General features: G+C 60.5%; 17 protein-coding genes. 9 read left to right on the forward strand and 8 right to left on the reverse strand.

Going from position 1 to position 18,000, the window contains the following annotated elements; genetic code table 11:
- Positions 1–23: 23 nt before the first annotated feature.
- The 5 genes from purU to QSV77_RS21065 all read right to left on the reverse strand — a co-directional run bounded on the left by purU (position 24) and on the right by QSV77_RS21065 (position 6,159).
- Entirely contained in the window at positions 24–908 is an 885-nt protein-coding gene (gene purU, locus QSV77_RS21045; RefSeq protein WP_116979301.1) for a formyltetrahydrofolate deformylase, read from the reverse strand.
- A 56-nt stretch (positions 909–964) separates the two neighbouring features.
- Positions 965–1,519: a sarcosine oxidase subunit gamma gene (locus tag QSV77_RS21050; RefSeq protein WP_302734939.1), complete on the reverse strand. Its 555-nt coding sequence runs from the start codon at positions 1,517–1,519 to the stop codon at positions 965–967.
- A gap of 13 nt (positions 1,520–1,532) precedes the next feature.
- On the reverse strand, positions 1,533–4,523 hold the full coding sequence (locus tag QSV77_RS21055; protein WP_302734940.1) for a sarcosine oxidase subunit alpha: 2,991 nt from the start codon (positions 4,521–4,523) through the stop codon (positions 1,533–1,535).
- Positions 4,520–4,840 carry a sarcosine oxidase subunit delta gene (locus QSV77_RS21060; protein ID WP_302734941.1) on the reverse strand — a complete coding sequence of 107 codons (321 nt, stop codon included), beginning with the start codon at positions 4,838–4,840 and terminating at the stop codon, positions 4,520–4,522. Before QSV77_RS21060 ends, QSV77_RS21055 begins: the two co-directional genes overlap by 4 nt.
- 65 nt (positions 4,841–4,905) lie before the next feature.
- Positions 4,906–6,159 (reverse strand): sarcosine oxidase subunit beta family protein, encoded by a 1,254-nt coding sequence (locus QSV77_RS21065; protein WP_110758711.1) that lies wholly within the window; start codon positions 6,157–6,159, stop codon positions 4,906–4,908.
- Between the two features lie 84 nt (positions 6,160–6,243).
- On the opposite strand from QSV77_RS21065, the gene QSV77_RS21070 reads away from it, so the two are divergent.
- The gene (locus QSV77_RS21070) at positions 6,244–7,290 is read left to right on the forward strand and encodes a GlxA family transcriptional regulator (RefSeq protein ID WP_302734942.1); all 1,047 of its coding nucleotides are present in this window, start codon (positions 6,244–6,246) and stop codon (positions 7,288–7,290) included.
- 13 nt (positions 7,291–7,303) lie between these two features.
- Here the strand turns inward: QSV77_RS21070 and QSV77_RS21075 are convergent, their stop codons facing one another.
- Entirely contained in the window at positions 7,304–8,065 is a 762-nt protein-coding gene (locus tag QSV77_RS21075; RefSeq protein WP_302734943.1) for a UTRA domain-containing protein, read from the reverse strand.
- Between the two features lie 126 nt (positions 8,066–8,191).
- On the opposite strand from QSV77_RS21075, the gene QSV77_RS21080 reads away from it, so the two are divergent.
- The 5 genes from QSV77_RS21080 (at position 8,192) to QSV77_RS21100 (ending at position 12,760) form a co-directional block, all read left to right on the forward strand.
- A complete protein-coding gene (locus tag QSV77_RS21080; RefSeq protein ID WP_302734944.1) occupies positions 8,192–9,235 on the forward strand; it encodes an ABC transporter substrate-binding protein in 1,044 nt (347 codons plus the stop codon).
- Positions 9,236–9,343: 108 nt separating this feature from the next.
- Complete coding sequence (locus tag QSV77_RS21085) at positions 9,344–10,150, forward strand: alkaline phosphatase family protein (RefSeq protein WP_302734945.1); 807 nt, start codon at positions 9,344–9,346, stop codon at positions 10,148–10,150.
- The gene (locus QSV77_RS21090) at positions 10,147–10,971 is read left to right on the forward strand and encodes an ABC transporter permease subunit (RefSeq protein WP_302734946.1); all 825 of its coding nucleotides are present in this window, start codon (positions 10,147–10,149) and stop codon (positions 10,969–10,971) included. Before QSV77_RS21085 ends, QSV77_RS21090 begins: the two co-directional genes overlap by 4 nt.
- Positions 10,968–11,762 (forward strand): ABC transporter permease, encoded by a 795-nt coding sequence (locus QSV77_RS21095; protein ID WP_142842921.1) that lies wholly within the window; start codon positions 10,968–10,970, stop codon positions 11,760–11,762. Before QSV77_RS21090 ends, QSV77_RS21095 begins: the two co-directional genes overlap by 4 nt.
- Positions 11,759–12,760 (forward strand): ABC transporter ATP-binding protein, encoded by a 1,002-nt coding sequence (locus QSV77_RS21100; RefSeq protein WP_302734947.1) that lies wholly within the window; start codon positions 11,759–11,761, stop codon positions 12,758–12,760. Before QSV77_RS21095 ends, QSV77_RS21100 begins: the two co-directional genes overlap by 4 nt.
- A 95-nt stretch (positions 12,761–12,855) precedes the next feature.
- Here QSV77_RS21100 and QSV77_RS21105 read toward each other — a convergent pair whose 3' ends face one another.
- On the reverse strand, positions 12,856–13,755 hold the full coding sequence (locus QSV77_RS21105) for a LysR family transcriptional regulator (protein ID WP_302734948.1): 900 nt from the start codon (positions 13,753–13,755) through the stop codon (positions 12,856–12,858).
- Between the two features lie 136 nt (positions 13,756–13,891).
- Between QSV77_RS21105 and QSV77_RS21110 the strand changes: the two genes are divergently transcribed.
- Complete coding sequence (locus QSV77_RS21110) at positions 13,892–14,665, forward strand: SDR family oxidoreductase (protein ID WP_302734949.1); 774 nt, start codon at positions 13,892–13,894, stop codon at positions 14,663–14,665.
- 186 nt (positions 14,666–14,851) lie between these two features.
- On the forward strand, positions 14,852–15,730 hold the full coding sequence (locus QSV77_RS21115; RefSeq protein WP_302734950.1) for a hypothetical protein: 879 nt from the start codon (positions 14,852–14,854) through the stop codon (positions 15,728–15,730).
- Positions 15,731–15,786: 56 nt separating this feature from the next.
- On the opposite strand, the gene QSV77_RS21120 is transcribed toward QSV77_RS21115, so the two are convergent.
- Positions 15,787–16,815, reverse strand: a complete 1,029-nt coding sequence (locus QSV77_RS21120) for a LacI family DNA-binding transcriptional regulator (RefSeq protein ID WP_110758735.1) — start codon at positions 16,813–16,815, stop codon at positions 15,787–15,789.
- Positions 16,816–16,954: 139 nt separating this feature from the next.
- Between QSV77_RS21120 and QSV77_RS21125 the strand changes: the two genes are divergently transcribed.
- Complete coding sequence (locus QSV77_RS21125; protein WP_302734951.1) at positions 16,955–17,989, forward strand: Gfo/Idh/MocA family protein; 1,035 nt, start codon at positions 16,955–16,957, stop codon at positions 17,987–17,989.
- The last annotated feature ends 11 nt before the right edge of the window (positions 17,990–18,000 follow it).

Consider the following 18,000-nt stretch of genomic DNA (forward strand, 5'->3'; position numbering starts at 1 on the left):
CTCCCGCTCTCACGTCCGGGCACTCATCCCATGCGTTCGGACACATATTCCCCCGGCGAGGCGGGAAACACCACGGTCCTGTTGCCGTTGAGGAAGACCCGGTGGTGAATATGGGCGTGGATGGCGCGGGCAAGCACCTGGCTTTCAACATCGCGGCCAAGCGAGACGTAATCGAGGCCGCTCTGGGCATGGGTCACGCGGATCGTATCCTGCTCGATGATCGGCCCTTCATCGAGATCGGCAGTGACGTAGTGGGCAGTCGCGCCGATCAGCCGCACACCGCGCTCATAGGCCTGCTTGTAAGGGTTTGCGCCCTTGAACGATGGCAGGAAGGAATGATGGATGTTGATGATGCGCCCCGACATTTCTTGACAGAGCCGGTCCGACAGAACCTGCATGTAGCGGGCCAGAACCACGAGTTCCGCGCCGGTATCCTGCACCACCTGCAGGATTTCCGCTTCGGCCTCCGGTTTCGTCTGCGGCGTGACGCGGATGTGGTGGAAGGGAATATCCTCGTTCACCACCTGCTTCTGGTAATCGAGATGATTGGAGATCACCGCAACGATCTTCACCGGCAGGGCGCCGATGCGGGAGCGATACAGCAGATCGTTGAGGCAATGGCCAAAGCGCGACACCATGATCACTACCTTGGTTTTGCGGGAGAGATCATGGAAATCGTAATCCATGTCGAAATCCGCGGCGACCGGTGCGAAGCCTTCAAAGAGGGCGTCGCGCTCCAGCCCCTGTTCCGAAACGAAGCTCAGGCGCATGAAAAAACGGCCGGTCTCCTGATCGGTGAATTGCGAACTGTCGTTGATGTTGCAGCCGGACCGCGCGAGATATCCGGATACGGCGGCAACGATGCCGCTGCGCGCCGGGCACGAGACTTTCATGACATAGATGGTCAAAATCCTGCTCCCCCTTGATGGATCAGCACTCGGACAGTTTTGAAACCGTGGCGAGTTCAGGCGATTTCAGCGGCAAGTTCCCTACAGCCGGTTTCAAGCAAATGGCCAAGATGCGGCAGGAAACTGTTCCAGATATCCATTCGGAAACGGTCTTCCGCATCGCGCCAGAGCACCACGGTCACGCCGTCGAAAATCGTCCGGCGGGCCTCGCCCACCGCAATCGTGTCGATATCGCGGGCGCAGCCAAGCGTCAGAAGTTCAGCGGCTCGCGGCCCCTCGATCAGCAGCGTCACTTCCCGACCGGAAATATCGACGAGGCTGTGCGGATGGCCGGCATAAACGCCGGCGCAGGCCGCGATAAATTCGCCGACTTCACCGGCAGGGACAAGGATCGTCCATTCATCGGGACCAAGGCGCACGGCCTGCCTTTCGCCAGCGGAGGCGCGGGCGCCTATCCGCTCGGGCAGGATGAGGCCAAGTGCTGCGCTGAGTGCAGCAACATCACCACGGGCGCGCAGCGACAGCCGCGCCTGCGCCGGCAGGATGCTGATCCGCGCCGCCTTGCTTTCAGCCAAGGTGCAGGAAATGGGGGAGGAAACACGCATGTTCATTGTCATCTCCGGATCAGATTTTCAGGCGGGTGTTTTCGGGATCGACAAACACCATCCCGGTGATTTTCGCGGCTATGGTGCGGTCCAGCATCGGGATATAGACGGTCTCGCCCATCCGCTCATGACCACCCTCGACCAGCGCCAGCGCAATCGGCTGACCGACCGCATCCGAATGGTAGGATGATGTCACATGCCCCACCATTTTCATCGGGATCGGCTGTTTCGGATCAAAGACGATCTGCGCCCCCTCCTCCAGCTTCGAGCGGTCTTCAGTCAGAAGGCCAACGAGGTGGCGGCGGCCCTTGGCGACGAGATCGGGGCGGGCAAGACCGCGTTTGCCGACGAAATCAGGCTTCGCCTTGCCCACGGCCCAGCCCATCGCCGCATCATAGGGCGTCACCGTGCCGTCTGTATCCTGTCCGACGATGATGTAACCCTTTTCGGCGCGCAGCACGTGCATGGTTTCAGTGCCATAAGCGGTGATGCCATATTGCTGGCCGGCCTCCCACAGGATTTCCCAGAGCTTGCGGCCGAGCGGCGCCGGCACATTGACCTCAAAGCCGATCTCACCGGTGAAGCTCACGCGGAACAGCCGCGCCGGCATGCCGGCGACCGTGCATTCCACGCAGGACATATGCGGGAAAGCCTCTTCCGTCAGCTCAATCCCTTCGACAAGCGGTGCGAGCAGCTTGGCCGCATTCGGGCCGTTCAGCGCGATGGTGGACCACTGTTCGGTGGTTGAGGTCAGCCAGACATTGAGATCCGGCCATTCGGTCTGGAGGTAATCCTCCATCATGTTCAGCACCCGGGCGGCACCGCCTGTCGTGGTGGTGACGTGGAAACGGTCTTCGGTCATGCGGCCGATGACGCCGTCGTCGCGAATGAAGCCGTCATCGCCGAGCAGCAGGCCGTAACGGCAACGGCCGGGGGCGAGCTTCGACCAGGGATTGGTATACATGCGGTTCATGAACTCGACCGCGTCAGGACCGACAACTTCGATCTTGCCGAGTGTCGAGGCATCGAAAATGCCCACGCTCTGGCGCACCGCCCGGCATTCGCGGCCGACCGCCGCGTCCATATCTTCGCCGGGTTTGGGAAAATACCAGGCGCGACGCCATTGCCCGACCGGCTCATAGACCGCGCCATGCGCTTCCGCCCAACCGTCGATCTGCGTCTTGCGTGTTACTTCAAAATGCGCGCCGCGATGATAACCGGCGAAGGCCCCGAAGGTCGTCGGCGTATAGGGCGGGCGGAAGGTGGTGAGACCCACCTGCGGCTGAGGTTTGCCAAGTGCTTCCGCCGCAATGTTGAGGCCGTTGATATTTGACATCTTGCCCTGATCGGTGGCCATGCCGTTGGTCGTATAACGCTTGACGTGCTCGATGGAGCGCATGCCCTCGCGTACCGCAAGCCGCAAATCCTTGGCGGTCACATCGTTCTGGTAATCGACGAAAGCCTTGGCCTTGCCGGCATCGCGATCGCTCGGCAGTTCGGTGTGCGATACACCGCTGCCGGTGCGGTCATGTTCCACCGCATGGCCGGCGGCATTGGCGGCCTTGCCGAGTGCTGTGGCGACTTCACGCCCGCGCTCCGCGCCGTCCTTCAGCGCTGCCTCGATGCCCCACAGCCCGCGTCCTGCCCCGGCGATCACGCAATCCTCATTGGTGAGGGCAGGCAGGAAGGTGGTCCGTTCGTCATCCCAGGCGAGCTTGCCCTGCGTATGGGAAAAGAGATGCAGCGACGGCGTCCAGCCGCCGGACATCAGCACCGCATCGCAGGCGATCTCCTGTCCCGCTCCAACCGTCGCCCCCTTGACCGGGTTGACGCGGACCGACTTGACCCGCAGCCGCCCGGAGGTCGCCGTCACCGTATGCGACAGCTTGACCGGAATGCCCAGCGCACGGGCTTCGTTGACCAGCTCTTCCCGCACCGTGGCGCGGGTATCGATAATCGCCTGAACGCGTGCGCCCGCGCCGTGAAGATCGAAGGCCGCATACCAGGCGCTGTCATGGCTCGTCACCACCACCGGGCTATTGCCGACCTTGACGCCATAGCGGTTGAGATAGGTCTGGGCAGCACCTGCCAGCATCACGCCCGGACGGTCGTTGCCGTGGAAGACCAGCGGCTTCTCCAGCGCGCCCTGCGCCAGCACCACCTGGCGCGCCCTGACTCGCCAAAGGCGCTCGCGGGGCACGTCCTTCGGTACGGGTTCCAGATGGTCGGTCAGCTTTTCGCAAAGGCCGATCATGTTCTGGTGGTAATAGGCAATGGCCGTGGTGCGGGTCATGACCCTGACGCCGCGTTCCTTCAGCGCCTTCAACTCATCCGCAAGCCAGGTCCATGCGGGTTTGCCATCGATCTTCGCCTGCGGCTCGGACAGCAGCGTGCCGCCGGCCTCGGCATTTTCATCGACCAGCACGACCTTCAGACCATCGACCGCCGCCGCACGCGCCGCAGCGAGGCCGGCAGGACCAGCGCCGACGATCAGTACATCGCAATGCAGGTTGCGCGAGGCATAGGTGTCGGGGTCTTCCTCCGTCGGCGAAACGCCGAGACCAGCCGCCGCGCGGATGAAGGGCTCATAGACCTTGTTCCAGAAGCTCTTCGGCCACATGAAGGTCTTGTAATAGAAGCCGGCCGAAAACAGCATGTAAGCCATGTCGTTGACTGCGCCGATATCGAATTTCAGGCTCGGATATTTGTTCTGCGAGGTGGTTTCCAGCCCGTTCCAGATTTCCTGCACCGTGGCGCGGGTGTTCGGCTCGAACCGGCCGGCGCCGCGGCGGGTGCCGATCAGCGCATTCGGCTCCTCGGAACCCGCCGCAACCGCGCCGCGCGGGCGGTGGTATTTGAACGAGCGGCCCATAAGATGCACGCCATTGGCCAGAAGTGCCGAGGCGACGGTATCGCCCTTCACGCCGCGATAGATCTTGCCGTCGAAGGTGAAGCTAACCGAGCGGGCGGCATCCACACGGCCACGGCCGGAAACGCGATAGGAATTCATTTCGACACCTCGGAGTTTACTGGTGCGCGTGTCAGGGAAGACAGTTCAGGACGCGGCTCACCCGCGCGGTAGGTCGTGAGGAACCGGTCACTCACCGTGTCACGCACGGCATTAAAGAAGCGGCCACAGCCATGCAGATGCCGCCAGCGCTCGAAATGCGGACCTTTGACGTTTTCGCGGATGAACAGGAATTCCTCCCATTGTTCATCACTCTGCGACGACGGGTCAGCGGCGCGGACGACGTGGGCCTGTCCGGCATAGGTGAATTCGGCTTCCGGCAGCGTTTCGTTGCAATAGGGGCAGCGGATCAAAAGCATCGTCGTATCCTCAGAGCATTTCCAGTAAAAGTGCGAAGCGGTTTTACGTCCGGAAAATGCGTGAATTAATGCGCCACGGCGGCGGCGGCGGCCTCATCAATCAGGCGGCCGGAACGGAAACGTTCCAGCGTAAACGGCGCGTTGATCGGGTGCGGTTCATTTTTGGCGATGGTCCAGGCGAAGGTGTGGGCAGCGCCCGGTGTGGCCTTGAAACCGCCCGTGCCCCAGCCGCAATTGACGTAAAGACCGGCCACCGGCGTCTTGCCGAGAATGGCCGAACGATCCGGCGTCACATCGACAATGCCGCCCCATTTGCGCAGCATGCGCATGCGGTTGAAGATCGGAAAGATTTCGACGATCGCCGCGATGGTATGCTCGATCAGCGGCAGGCCGCCGCGCTGCGAATAGGAGGTGTATTGGTCCGTACCCGAACCAATCACCAGCTCACCCTTGTCGGACTGGCTGATATAGGCATGGACGGCGTTGGACATGACCACGCAGGGGAAGATCGGCTTGATCGGTTCCGACACCAGTGCCTGCAGCGGATAGCTTTCGAGTGGCAGGCGCACACCGGCTGTGTCCATCACAACGGATGTGTGGCCGGCGGCGGAAACCGCGACCTTCTTTGCCTTGATGAAGCCACGCGCCGTTTCGACACCGGCAACGGAGCCATCGGCATTGCGGCGAATGGCGGTAACGGGGCAGTTCTGGATGATATCAACACCGCGGGCAGCGGCACCGCGCGCATAACCCCAGGCGACCGCATCATGGCGCGCCGTGCCGGCCCGTTCCTGCAACGCACCACCCATGATCGGATAACGGGCATTGGGGGAAATACTGAGCGGCGGGCAATATTCCTTGCATTCCTCGGTCGTGAGCCAGCGATTGTCGACGCCGTTCAAACGGTTGGAATGAATGTGGCGCTTGAAGCTCTGCACGTCGTGAACGTTATGGGCGAGCATCAGCACGCCGCGCTTTGAATACATGACGTTGTAGTTCAGTTCCTGGCTCAAATTCTCCCAGAGATCGACGGCGTGATCATAAAGCCGGGCGCTTTCGTCATAGAGATAGTTGGAGCGGATGATCGTCGTGTTGCGGCCGGTATTGCCGCCGCCGAGCCAGCCTTTGTCGATGACGGCGACATTGGTGATGCCGTGCTGGCTGGCGAGATAATAGGCAGCGCCCAGACCATGGCCGCCAGCGCCGACGATGACCACGTCATATTCAGCCTTCGGCTGGCTGTCGGGCCATTGCTCGTCCCAGTTCTTGTGGCCGGTCAGGGCGTTCTTCAAAAGATTGAAAGCATTAAAACGCGTCATGAGCGGACCCGATGGTTGAAAATCTCGTGTCGCAAAAGCTATGAAGATTTGCGTTGCGGCGGCTGGACAATCGCGTCTCTTTGCATGAATATTTGCGCCATGACCTCTCACCGCGCCAAGAAACGCCTCAGCGTCGCTTTCCTGCTTGCCGACCGCTTCACGCTGTCGGCCTTCGCAAATTTCGTCGATGTGCTGCGCCTTGCCGCCGACGAGGCCGACCGCTCGCGCCCAATTCTCTGCGAATGGTCGGTGCTGTCGGCAACCATGGGCAGCGTTCAATCGAGCTGCGGTGTGAAGGTGCAGCCCGACACGCGGCTGATCGACGCCGGGCATTACGACTATATCGTTGTTGCCGGCGGCTTGATCAGCGATCACAGCGCCCTGCCGCCGGAAGCGCTGCGGTTCCTCAAACAGCGTGCGGCGGCCGGCACTCCCATTATCGGGCTCTGCACCGGCGTTTTCATTCTGCACGAAGCGGGCCTGCTCGATGGTTATCGCTGCTGCGTGAGCTGGTTCCACCATCAGGATTTTCTCGACCGTTTCGACACGGTGCAGATGGTCTCCGACCAGATTTTCGTTATCGATCGCGACCGGCTGACCTGTTCGGGCGGCCACGGCTCCGCGCATCTGGCGGCCTTCCTGGTGGAGCGCCATGTCGGCCAGTCCGCCGCCATCAAAAGCCTCAACATCATGATGATCGACAGCGCACTGAGCGGCGAAAAACCCCAGCCCGGCCAACAGAGCGCACGCAGAGCCACGGACCCGCTGGTCAAAAAGGCAATCCTGCGCATGCAGCAGAATATCGAAGTGCCGAGAACCGTGCTTGAACTTGCCCGTGACTTCGGTCTTGGCCGTCGCAGCCTCGAAAGGCGTTTTCTCGGTGACCTGAAGGCGACGCCATCGAAAGTCTATCTCGAACTGCGGCTGGACCGGGCGCTTTCCCTGTTACGCAAAACGGAAGACACTATCACCCAGATCGCGCTTGCCACCGGTTTTTGCGACGCGCCGCATCTTTCACGCACCTTGCGGGCCGAGCGGGGTTTCAGCCCCAGCGAATATCGCAAGACGCAGATTGGCCACGTCGCGACGGACGAGGAATTCGCCGTCGGCGTGCTGCTGCCGCAATCCTGAAGATATTCGGGCTTCAGCCGGCCGGCTGCTCCGGCTGGCCGGTTTCGACCCGCACCGAAATGGCGTCATGGCGCCAATATTCGAGATCGCAATCGATGATGCGGCCATGCTGGTCCTGATTGACGCGTGTGATTTTCAGGCCGTAAGCCCCTTCGCTACAACCAAGATGATGAGCCGGATATCCCCGCAACGCGACCGGATTGATTTCGAAATAGGCCGGACCATAGGTGACGGCATAAGTATCCTGATAAATCGTCGTGAGTGACCGGGTGAGGTCGTGCTGCACGATATCGGGGAAAATATCCATCGAAAGATAGTGTTCGACGAAAAGCACCAGCCGTCCGTCGATGCTGCGCTTTCTGCGGATGCGCCAGAACGGCGTTCCCGGCGCGCAGCGCATGAGGGGCGCAAGCTCTTCGGGCAGCGCTGCGGCCTCGGCCTCCACCAGCAGGGTTTCGGCGGAGCGCCCCTGCTCCGCGGCCATGCGATGGAAGTGGGAACGGTGCAGCGGGCTGTAAATCAGGCGCGGTCCGGAAACGAACCAGCCACGCCGGCTTTCGCGAAAGATCAGGCCGTCGATCTCGAGGTGGAAAAGCGCCTCGCGCAGGGTGATACGCGTGGTGGCGTATTTCGCGATCAATTGTCTCTCGGAGAGAAGCCGGCCATGCTTCACCACCTCGCCTGCGGCAATGGCCAGGCGCAATTGCTGTTCCAGCCCGCCGCGCCGGCCGGCTTCGATATCGCGGTTGCCGCCTGTCGTTTCTCTGGCTGGCATCGCCGCCCTCATTCGATGGAAGTCAAAAAATAACGGGCGCGTCATGTCCGCGCCGAAAACGTCATTGGCCTGTCATAGCGAACCGATAATGAGCATGCAACTGGTCTAGACCAAGGAGCAAGCCCCGTGAAAAATTCCATCCTCTCCCTTTCCCTTATCACCGTTTTTTCCCTTCCCCTCACCGCCCAGGCACAGGACGTTCCTGCCCTTGAAGCGGCCGCCCGCAAAGAAGGCGCCATCTATAGCGTCGGCATGCCGGACGGCTGGGCGAACTGGAAGGACACCTGGAACCAGCTGACCGAAAAATACGGCCTGAAACACGCCGATACGGACATGAGCAGCGGCGAGGAAATCGCCAAATTCGCCAATGAAGGCGCCAATGCGACGGCTGATATCGGCGATGTCGGTCTCGAATTCGGCCCGATCGCTGTCGCCCGCGGCGTCACCCAGCCCTACAAGACCACGACCTGGGACCAGATTCCCGACTGGGCCAAGGACAAGGACGGCCATTGGGTCATCGGTTACACCGGCACCATCGCCTTCCTGATCTCCGCCGATGTCAAGAACCCGCCCGCGTCCTGGGCTGATCTGCTGAAGGGCGACTACAAGGTCTCGCTCGGCAATGTCGGTTCCGGTGCACAGGACAATGCCGCCGTGCTGGCTGCCGCCATCGCCATGGGCGGCGGTGAGGAAAATCTCCAGCCGGGCGTCGACCTCTTCGCCAAGCTTGCGGAAAAAGGCCGCCTGCTGGCCAATGGTGCAAACCCGGCCACGATGGAAAAGGGCGAAATCCAGGTCGCGCCGATGTGGGACTTCAACGCCCTCAACTACCGCGATGTGGTTGGCCGCGAGAAGTTCAAGGTCGTCATCCCCTCTGACGGTTCTGTGACCAGCGGTTACGCCACCATCATCAACAAATTCTCCAAGCAGCCCAATGCCGCCAAGCTGGCGCGCGAATATATCCTCAGCGATGCCGGCCAGATCAACCTGGCCAATGGTTATGCCCGTCCGATCCGCGTCGACCGCATCACCCTGCCGGCCGGGGCGAAGGAACGCCTGCTGCCTTCGGAACAATATGCCAAGGCCCGCCCGATCAATGCCGCCGTCTGGACCCAGGCCGCCGGCAAGCTGGTCAATCTCTGGCGCGCCAGCGTCGCCCCGAAGATGTAATCAGGCAACCGGCCTGAAAACCGAACGACTGTTCCGCGGACAACGAGCCCGCGGAACGTGCTAAAAGTGCTCGGGCAAACCGAACCACAAACCGACGAGACGAAAGCGATGCACAAGACGATCTTCATCCTGCTGGATGGCCTCAGATATGCGACGGCAAGGGATTGCCTCGGATATATGGAAGGGCTGGTAACAGCCGGAAAGGCCGGTATCCACGCCGTACGCAGCGAATTACCGTCGATTTCGCGACCGCTTTACGAAACGCTGATGACCGGACTGCCGCCGGTGGTTCATGGTGTCACCAGCAATGGTGTGGTTCGTCGCTCCCGCTTTCCCAATGTCTTCTCGCTGGCAAGTGCGGCCGGCCGCACCACCGCCGCCTCCGCCTATCACTGGTATTTCGAACTTTATAATCAGGCGCCCTTCTCCCAGGAATTCCGCCATATCGAAAATTTCGATGGCGGCATTCATCACGGCTCGTTTTATTGGGCCGATCATTATCCGGACGACCATGTCTTTGCCGATGCGGATGTTCTGCTGCGCCGGCATGGCCCGGATTTCCTGCTGATCCACCCGATGAATATCGACAATGAAGGCCACAAACACGGCGGCAGCTCGCGGGAATATCGCAACGCCGCCCGTAACGCCGGCGATCTCCTGGCGCGTTATCTGCCAGCCTGGCGCGCCGCGGGTTACAACATCATCGTCACCAGCGATCACGGCATGAGCGATGACGGCAATCACGGCGGGCCGCATGAGACCGAGGCTCTGGTACCGTTCTATACATTCGGCGAGGCCTTTACGCCGGCTGCGGATGCGAAGCTTGCACAGACGGATATTGCCGGACTGCTCTGCACGCTTCTCGCCATTGCCGATCATGGCCTGCCCGTACCGCAAGGGCTGTTATCCGCATGAGCGTGCAGAACCGCAAAATGCGGCTGCTGGCAGCGCCTTTTCTCGGCGTGATCGCCATTCTCGTCCTCTGGCCGCTGGCGAGTGTCATCACTGACAGCTTTTTCGCCGGCGGTGCGCTGTCGCTTACCAATTACCGCACCATTCTCACGGATGCCTTTTATCTTCAGTCATTCGCGACCACGACGATCATTTCGCTCATCAGCACAGGAACGGGTCTCGTTTTCGGTTTTCTGGTCGCAGTGGCGCTGCGGGCAAGGTCTGGCGGCACCCGCCGCATCGTCATGGCCTTCGCCAATATTGGCGCCAACTTCGCCGGTGTACCGCTCGCCATGGCTCTGATTTTCCTCTTCGGGCTGAACGGCATGTTCACGCTTTTGCTGAAGGAATTGGGGCTGATAGACGATTTTAACGTCTATTCCTTTACCGGGCTCATCATCGCCTATTGTTACTTTCAGGTGGCGCTGGCCACGCTGCTGATCACGCCGGCGCTTGCTGCCGTCGGTCAGGATATCGAAGAGGCGGCGGCGCTGATCGGCGTCGGCAAGCTGCGGTTCTGGCTGAGGGTTGGCCTGCCAACCGTCGCACGACAGTTGGTGGCAATCGCCATTCTGCTCTTTGCCAATGCCATGGGCACTTTCGCGACGACTTTCGCTCTGACGGGCACAAGCATCAATGTCGTCACCATCCGCATCAGCGAACTGGTATCCGGCGATATTTTCTCCGATCCCAATCTCGCCAATGCCATCGCCATATGCCTTCTGGTCGTGCTCCTCGTGCCCATCACCGCAAGCCAGATACTGGTGGGAGAAAAGCGCCAATGACGCAGCAGGGTTTCAAAGGCGCAAGCCTGTTTCTCTGGCTGATGGCGCTCATCATGATATCGCCGCTGCTGGCGACGATGTTGAATGCGGTGGCGACCGACTGGTCTGGAACCCTGCTGCCGGCCGGGCTGACGGCGGATAATTTCGTCACCATCCTGTCGGACCCGCGTTTCCATGCGGCTTTGCTGCGCTCCACGCTGGTTGCCGCAGCCGCCCTGACGATCGCGACCCTCATCATCGTACCTGCCGTCGTTTCCGCCCATATCTACTGGCCTTCACTTGACCGCTGGTTCGCCCGGCTGGTGATCTTGCCCTATGCCGCACCCGGCATCATTCTGGTGGTCGGTTATCTCAGGATATTTTCCGCCCCGCCGCTGCAGATCGGCGGCTCACCGCTGGTACTGGTGTTGACCTATGTGCCGCTCTGCTTTTCGATGTTTTACATCGCCGTGAAGAACGGCCTGCGCAACCTCGACATCAACGAGATTCTGGATGCCGGCCGGCTGATCGGCGCGAGCGATCTCGCCATTCTGCGACGCGTCGTCCTGCCCAGCATCCTGCCGTCCATCGCGGTTGCCATCGTGCTGAATTTCGCGACGCTGTTCAGCGAATTCGTCTACGCCAAGATGCTGGTCGGCGGCAATTTCGAAACGCTGCAAATGTACATGTTCGCCCAGCGCAGCCTCAGCGGCCGCATCACCAGCGTCATTGTCATTCTCTATTTCCTGCTCATCCTTGCCTTTACCCTGATCGCCTTTCGGATGGTCCGGGAAACGGAGCGTGCATCATGACCCATCTCGCGATCCATAATATCAGCGCCATTTATGGCAACGCTACCGTTCTCGACGCCATCGAGCTTGGCATCGACACGGGTGAAATGCATGTGCTGCTGGGGCCTTCCGGCTGCGGCAAGACGACATTGCTGCGCTCCATCGCCGGCCTCGTTTCGCCCTCGTCCGGATCGATCACGCTGGACGGCCGGCGCATCGATACCCTGCCGCCTAAGGATCGCGGCATCGGCATGGTGTTCCAGCACTATGCGCTTTTTCCAAACATGACAGTGCGGCAGAACCTCGCTTTCGGTCTTGAACAGCGCCGGCTGGCAAAAAAGACCATCGACGACAAGGTCTCCGCCGCGCTCGAAACCGTTTCTCTCAGCGACCGCGCCGACCGGCGGCCGCACCAACTCTCCGGCGGCCAGAAACAGCGCGTGGCGCTTGCCCGTGCGCTGGTGCTCGAACCCAAGCTGCTTCTGCTGGACGAACCGCTTTCCGCACTCGATGCCCAGATCCGCAAGCGCCTGCGTGACGAGTTGAAACGCATTCAGCGTGAAAGCGGCCTCACCAGTATCCTCGTCACCCATGATCAGGACGAGGCCCTGTCGCTGGGCGACCGCATATCGGTGATGAATGCCGGCCGCATCGCCCAGACCGCATCGCCGCAGGAGCTTTATTACCGGCCGGCCGACCTGTTCGTCGCCGGTTTCATTGGTGACGCCAACATCATCACTGCCGAAGACATGTCACGCATCACCGGCAACCGCTTCGAGCGGACCTGCATCATCCCGCCACACGCCTTCACGATCGGCAACGCGCCGGACGGAAATAGCGTCGCCTTCACCGCCGAGGTGAAAGACATCAGCATCGTCGGCCCCACGGTCCGTTACCAGCTGGATGCGGCCGGCGTGGCACTCAAGGTCGAACATGCAAGCGCGCAGGATGCGCTTTACCCGCCGCCCGGCCAGCACGTCACCCTCATCGTCGCCGAACGTCAGCTGCATTACATCTGACCATGCGTCAACCTTGAGGCAAGGCCGGTTGCGACCGCTCTGGGTAGCAAGCCTGTTGCGAAGACAGCGAGGGCGGATTTGGCCAGTGCCGGGACCTAAAGAAGCAGCCGCCGCAACAGAGCCTCCAGCCAGTCCGCAAAGACCTGCAATCGCCGCGACAGATGCCGGCGATGCGCATAAAGCAGCGTCATCGGCATCGGTTCAGCCCGATGGGCGGGCATGACCTCGACAAGTTCACCGCTTTCGAGATGCGGCCTGACATCATAAGCGGGTATCTGGATCAAACCGAGACCGGCCAGACAGCAGGCAATGTAGGCCTCGGCATTGTTGACGGTGACGCGGCCGCGCGTGGAAGCCGAATGCAGCGCCTCGCCTTCGAGCCATTCCCAGTTTTCCACGCGTCCGCTGGAGGGCGACGCATAATTGATGGCCCAGTGGCGGGAAAGATCATGGGGAAGCTGCGGCGTGCCGTGACGCTCGAGATAGGCAGGGCTGGCGACATTGATCAGCGGCAGCTTGCCGATCGGCCTTGCGATGAGACCGGAATCGCTGAGCGGACCAACGCGCAGCACACAATCGATATTGTCCTCCACCAGATCGACGGCCCGGTCCGTCACGCCGAGGCTGATGTCGATCTGTGGGTAAAGATCGAGAAACTCCGGCAGGGCGGGTGCGATGACAAGGCGACCGATCCGGCCCGGCACATCGATCCGCAGCCGCCCCGAGGGTTGCGCCGCGCTTTGCCGGAACAGGTTTTCCGCATCTTCGACATCGGCGATCAGCCGCTGGCACCGGTCGTAAAAAGCCGATCCATCCTCGGTCGGAGAGACCTTGCGCGTGGTGCGGTTGAGCAGGCGGGCGCCGACGCGTGCCTCCAGCTCCTGCACCGCCGCCGAAACCGAAGAGCGCGGAATGCCCAGCGTATCGGCGGCCCGCGTGAAACTCGCGCAGTCTACGACGCGCGCGAAGATACGGAACAGGTCGATGCGATCCAACGGACATCCTTCACTGTACGGATTTTCTGACAAGTCATGTCAGAATGGCGGCCTTTATCGCGCAATTCTAGACGATATCCTTGCGACATGAAAGCGTGGCAGTCATCGCTGCGCACCGGCAAAGGAGGCCAACCCCATGACCGATCATTCCATCAAAGGTAAAACAGTCATCATCGCCGGCGGCGCGAAAAACCTCGGCGGGCTGATCGCACGCGATTTCGCCAGCCAAGGCGCAGGCGCGATCGCCATCCACTATAACAGCCCCGCCACAAAGGCCGATGCCGAGGCGACCGTGGCGGCCGTGAAGGCAGCCGGCGTGGAGGCCGTTGCCCTTCAGGCCGATCTGACCACAGCTGGCGCGGTCGAAAAACTGTTTGCCAATGCCGTGGCCGCCATCGGCCGGCCGGATATCGCCATCAACACGGTCGGCAAGGTACTGAAGAAACCGATCCTCGAAACATCGGAAGCCGAATATGACGAGATGACCGCCGTCAACGCCAAGTCCGCCTTCTTTTTCCTCCAGCAGGCCGGCCGCCACGTCAATGACAATGGCAAGATCTGCACCCTCGTCACCTCCCTGCTTGGAGCATTCACGCCGTTTTACGCCAGCTATGCCGGCACCAAGGCGCCGGTGGAGCACTTCACCCGCGCCGCCGCCAAGGAATTCGGCGAACGTGGCATCTCGGTGACGGCGATCGGTCCCGGACCGATGGACACGCCGTTTTTCTACGGTCAGGAGACGCCTGAAGCACAGGCATATCACAAGAGCGCCGCGGCACTCTCCGGCTTCTCGAAGACCGGCCTTACCGATATCGAGGACATCGTTCCCTATATCCGCTTCCTCGTTACCGACGGCTGGTGGATGACGGGGCAGACCATTCTGGTCAATGGCGGTTACACCACCAAATAACCCCGGTCGGTCTTCTTCGATGTTGTGGTGGCGAAGCGCGCAGGCGTTTTCGCCACCTTTCTTTTGGCGGGTATGATCAATTTCGACGGCTGAGGAACCATAAAAAGACGCCTGTCATATGGTCTGCATGAATATACCGATATAAAACTCCCCCATCCTGTTGACGGAGCCATTTGGGGGAAGCGGATGAATTCAGGGCGTCGCGGTGTTCTCGCTTTTTTGGGCAGCCTTGTTCTGGGCGCGCCATCCCTCGGTAAAGCAGCAAGCAAATCATCGGCCTTTGCCGAATCCCGGTCCGAATATAAACCCCGGCATGTTCTTTGTTTCCTCGGAACAGAAAAAGGTCTGGCAGCGCTCCAACAGAGCGCCCGCACCGCAGTCGACACATTTGCTGGCGATTTCAGTATCGATGAGGAATATTCGCAGGATGAACCGGACGACCGGATGGAGCGATCCTTCAATGTCTGCTGGGATCGTGTTGACCCGGACACCTATCAGGAGGCTGACGAAGAGGCTGTCGCGGGACACGGTTCGGTTCTTTATGTGCTTGGCCCGTCGATGGACGCGGAAAATGCGGTCACGACATCGGCCACGGCCCTGCAGTTCGTGCAACATATGCTTGACCACGGCGCCATCGCCGTCAAAGGCGAAAGCGCAGGCGTCGCGCATGGAGCACGGCGCTGGAAAGAGCTTTTCGAGCAGTCGCGCAGCGACGCCGCGTCAGGTGATCTGCTGGCGCTCGCCAGAACCTGCCGTCTCGCTTTCGCACGCCGACCGATCGGCGACGATGCCAACGGCATGGCAAGCGTCGGATTTCATCTGGTCGGGCTGCCTGATATCGAGGTGGGCTTCATCCGGAAAGACGAAAACCTGCCGTCAACCAATCCGGAGCAATTGAAGATCGCCGCGCTGATGGACGATATTGCCGATCAGATGGCGCGCGATGGTGTGGAAACGACAGTAACGGCTCATCATGCCACCCTGTCCAATGACATGCGGTATGAGGACGATAGTTACAAATTCAATCCGTTCGGCGTCGTGAGCATTCAAGACTACAAACTCTGACATGGAGGCGAGCCGCCGCTACCAATGCTATCGCCCTGATGCCCGGGTGCGAGCGCCTAAGGGGCAAGATCACTCTCTCCCGCCACAAGCTGCATTGGCCAGATGCAATGGCGGGCCTGATCGGGATAGAAAGGCGCAAAGGCCGGCATGGTCGATAAAAGCGTCTGGGCGACCGTTACGCCAAGATCATGCAGCGACATGCGAAAACTGGTCAAGCGCGGCTCCAGAAACTGGCCGCGCGGGCCGTCGCGAAAACCGATGACGGCGAGATCGCGCCCCGGTTTGAGGCCGACTTCGGCAAGCCGCCGATAAAGACCAACCGCCATCAACTCATAGATCAGCACGATGGCTGTCGGCCGCGGTCGCATCTGCAGCCACTCACTGGCGGCATGATATCCGCCCTGCTCGCTCGATTTTGTCCGGATAACCAGAGACGGATCGTATGTTATGCCGTTTTCCTCGAGGGCGCGTTTATAGGCCTCCAGAAAGACATAACCGAGATTGATGTCGTTATCGGCTGCCGCCACAGCAATGGTACGATGACCTGCGGCCACCAACCGGTTGACGGCGCTTTTCGCCACGCCTTCGAAATCGAGATCGATCCAGGCATGGTCCGTGCTGGACGAGGTGCGGCCGAGCGCCACAAAAGGCAGACGGGTCTGTTTCAGGAAATCAACACGCTTGTCGATCCGACGGGTCGAGGAAATGATCATCGCGTCAACCATGCGGCGCGCCACCATGCGCTTCAGATATTCGTCCGGATCTTCCTCGCCCGGACAGGGAAGAACGATCAGATCGAGATTGTGGCCGGAAAACACGCTTTGCAGGCCATCCGTCACGCCCATGAAGAAGTTGTCGGAATTCTCCACCGTCTGCGCGTCGCTGCCGGTCATCAGGCCGATGACATTGGTGGTGCCTTGCCGCAGGCTGCGACCCGATTGATTGGCGACATAACCAAGCTTTTCCGCCGCTTCCAGAACGCGACGGCGCGTTTCCTCGTTCACATCGGGCTTGCCGTTCAGGGCACGGGAAACGGTGCCTATCGATATCTCCAGATAATCGGCAAGCTGACGGATTCCTTTCATGCATTCCCCTCCCAAACCGGATGCGCAATCAACGCGCCCCTTTACGGTCTTGACATATCTAACATCATCGTCATAGTCTCGTAAACGTTTACGACGCTTTGCGCAAAGAGGAGTTTGCGAAAGAGTCCGGGGAGATGAGATGACATTCAACGCCGTTTTATGCGGGTGCGGAGCCATGGCCAAAGGCTGGCTGCGCGCCATTCAATCCACGCCGGAAATCGCCGGCGCGATCAGGATCGCCGGGCTGGTTGATCTGAACGAGGGCACGGCCCGCGCACTTGCCGAAGAATTCGGGCTGGTGGACGCGGTCATCGGCACCGATCTCCGTGAGGTGCTGGCGCAAACAAAAGCAGACATATTATTTGACGTCGTCATTCCTCAGGCGCGCTTTGCCGTGGTCGCGGCAGGCATTGAGGCCGGGTGCCATGTGCTCAGCGAAAAGCCGCTTGCGGCATCGATGGAAGAGGCGGCGAGCCTGGTGGAACTGGCCAAGAACGCCGGCAAAGTCCACGCGGTGGTGCAAAATCGACGGTTCGTGGCGGGTATCCGGCGTTTACGACGCGCCCTAGAAGACGGCATCATTGGTGATTTGACGGCCATTCATTGTGATTTTTTCCTTGGCCCCCATTTCGGCGGCTTCCGTGAAGAGATGAAGAACGTCCTGCTTCTCGACATGGCGATCCATACCTTTGACGCAGCCCGTTTTGTCGCCAATGAAAAGCCCCTCTCCGTCTTTTGCGTGGAAAAGAACCCGGCCGGTTCCTGGTATGCCCACGGGGCAAGCGCCAATGCCATTTTTGAATTCTCCAACGATGTGGTCTTCACCTATCGTGGCTCCTGGTGCGCCGAAGGTGAAAGAACCAGCTGGGAAGCCCGCTGGCGGCTGATCGGCTCGAAGGGAATGATCCTCTGGGATGGTGAAGACGGTTTCTCGGCTTCGGTGGCGGGTGATGAACAGGGCCTCTTGCGAGGCTTCACGACCGTAAACGTTTCCGATACCGTTTCTGAACGGGATACACGCGGCCACGCAAGCGTCATTCTGTCATTCCTGGAGTCCATCCGTACCGGCCGGATGCCGGAGACGGCCTCCTTCGACAACATCAACAGCCTTGCCATGGTGATCGGCGCGATTGAAAGCGCCCGCCTTGGTCAGCGTGTTTCCATTGCAGCATAAGGACTGAAAGA

The organism is Agrobacterium sp. V1, assembly GCF_030518355.1.
GTDB lineage: Bacteria > Pseudomonadota > Alphaproteobacteria > Rhizobiales > Rhizobiaceae > Agrobacterium > Agrobacterium cucumeris.

What these genes read in the sequence shown, in the direction of transcription:
- QSV77_RS21050 (WP_302734939.1), bottom strand. Translation starts at nt 1,519, where the DNA reads ATGAACATGCGTGTTTCCTCCCCCATTTCCTGCACCTTGGCTGAAAGC.
- QSV77_RS21055 (WP_302734940.1), bottom strand. Translation starts at nt 4,523, where the DNA reads ATGAATTCCTATCGCGTTTCCGGCCGTGGCCGTGTGGATGCCGCCCGC.
- QSV77_RS21060 (WP_302734941.1), bottom strand. Translation starts at nt 4,840, where the DNA reads ATGCTTTTGATCCGCTGCCCCTATTGCAACGAAACGCTGCCGGAAGCC.
- QSV77_RS21065 (WP_110758711.1), bottom strand. Translation starts at nt 6,159, where the DNA reads ATGACGCGTTTTAATGCTTTCAATCTTTTGAAGAACGCCCTGACCGGC.
- QSV77_RS21070 (WP_302734942.1), top strand. Translation starts at nt 6,244, where the DNA reads ATGAATATTTGCGCCATGACCTCTCACCGCGCCAAGAAACGCCTCAGC.
- QSV77_RS21075 (WP_302734943.1), bottom strand. Translation starts at nt 8,065, where the DNA reads ATGCCAGCCAGAGAAACGACAGGCGGCAACCGCGATATCGAAGCCGGC.
- QSV77_RS21085 (WP_302734945.1), top strand. Translation starts at nt 9,344, where the DNA reads ATGCACAAGACGATCTTCATCCTGCTGGATGGCCTCAGATATGCGACG.
- QSV77_RS21090 (WP_302734946.1), top strand. Translation starts at nt 10,147, where the DNA reads ATGAGCGTGCAGAACCGCAAAATGCGGCTGCTGGCAGCGCCTTTTCTC.
- QSV77_RS21095 (WP_142842921.1), top strand. Translation starts at nt 10,968, where the DNA reads ATGACGCAGCAGGGTTTCAAAGGCGCAAGCCTGTTTCTCTGGCTGATG.
- QSV77_RS21100 (WP_302734947.1), top strand. Translation starts at nt 11,759, where the DNA reads ATGACCCATCTCGCGATCCATAATATCAGCGCCATTTATGGCAACGCT.
- QSV77_RS21110 (WP_302734949.1), top strand. Translation starts at nt 13,892, where the DNA reads ATGACCGATCATTCCATCAAAGGTAAAACAGTCATCATCGCCGGCGGC.
- QSV77_RS21115 (WP_302734950.1), top strand. Translation starts at nt 14,852, where the DNA reads ATGAATTCAGGGCGTCGCGGTGTTCTCGCTTTTTTGGGCAGCCTTGTT.
- QSV77_RS21120 (WP_110758735.1), bottom strand. Translation starts at nt 16,815, where the DNA reads ATGAAAGGAATCCGTCAGCTTGCCGATTATCTGGAGATATCGATAGGC.
- QSV77_RS21125 (WP_302734951.1), top strand. Translation starts at nt 16,955, where the DNA reads ATGACATTCAACGCCGTTTTATGCGGGTGCGGAGCCATGGCCAAAGGC.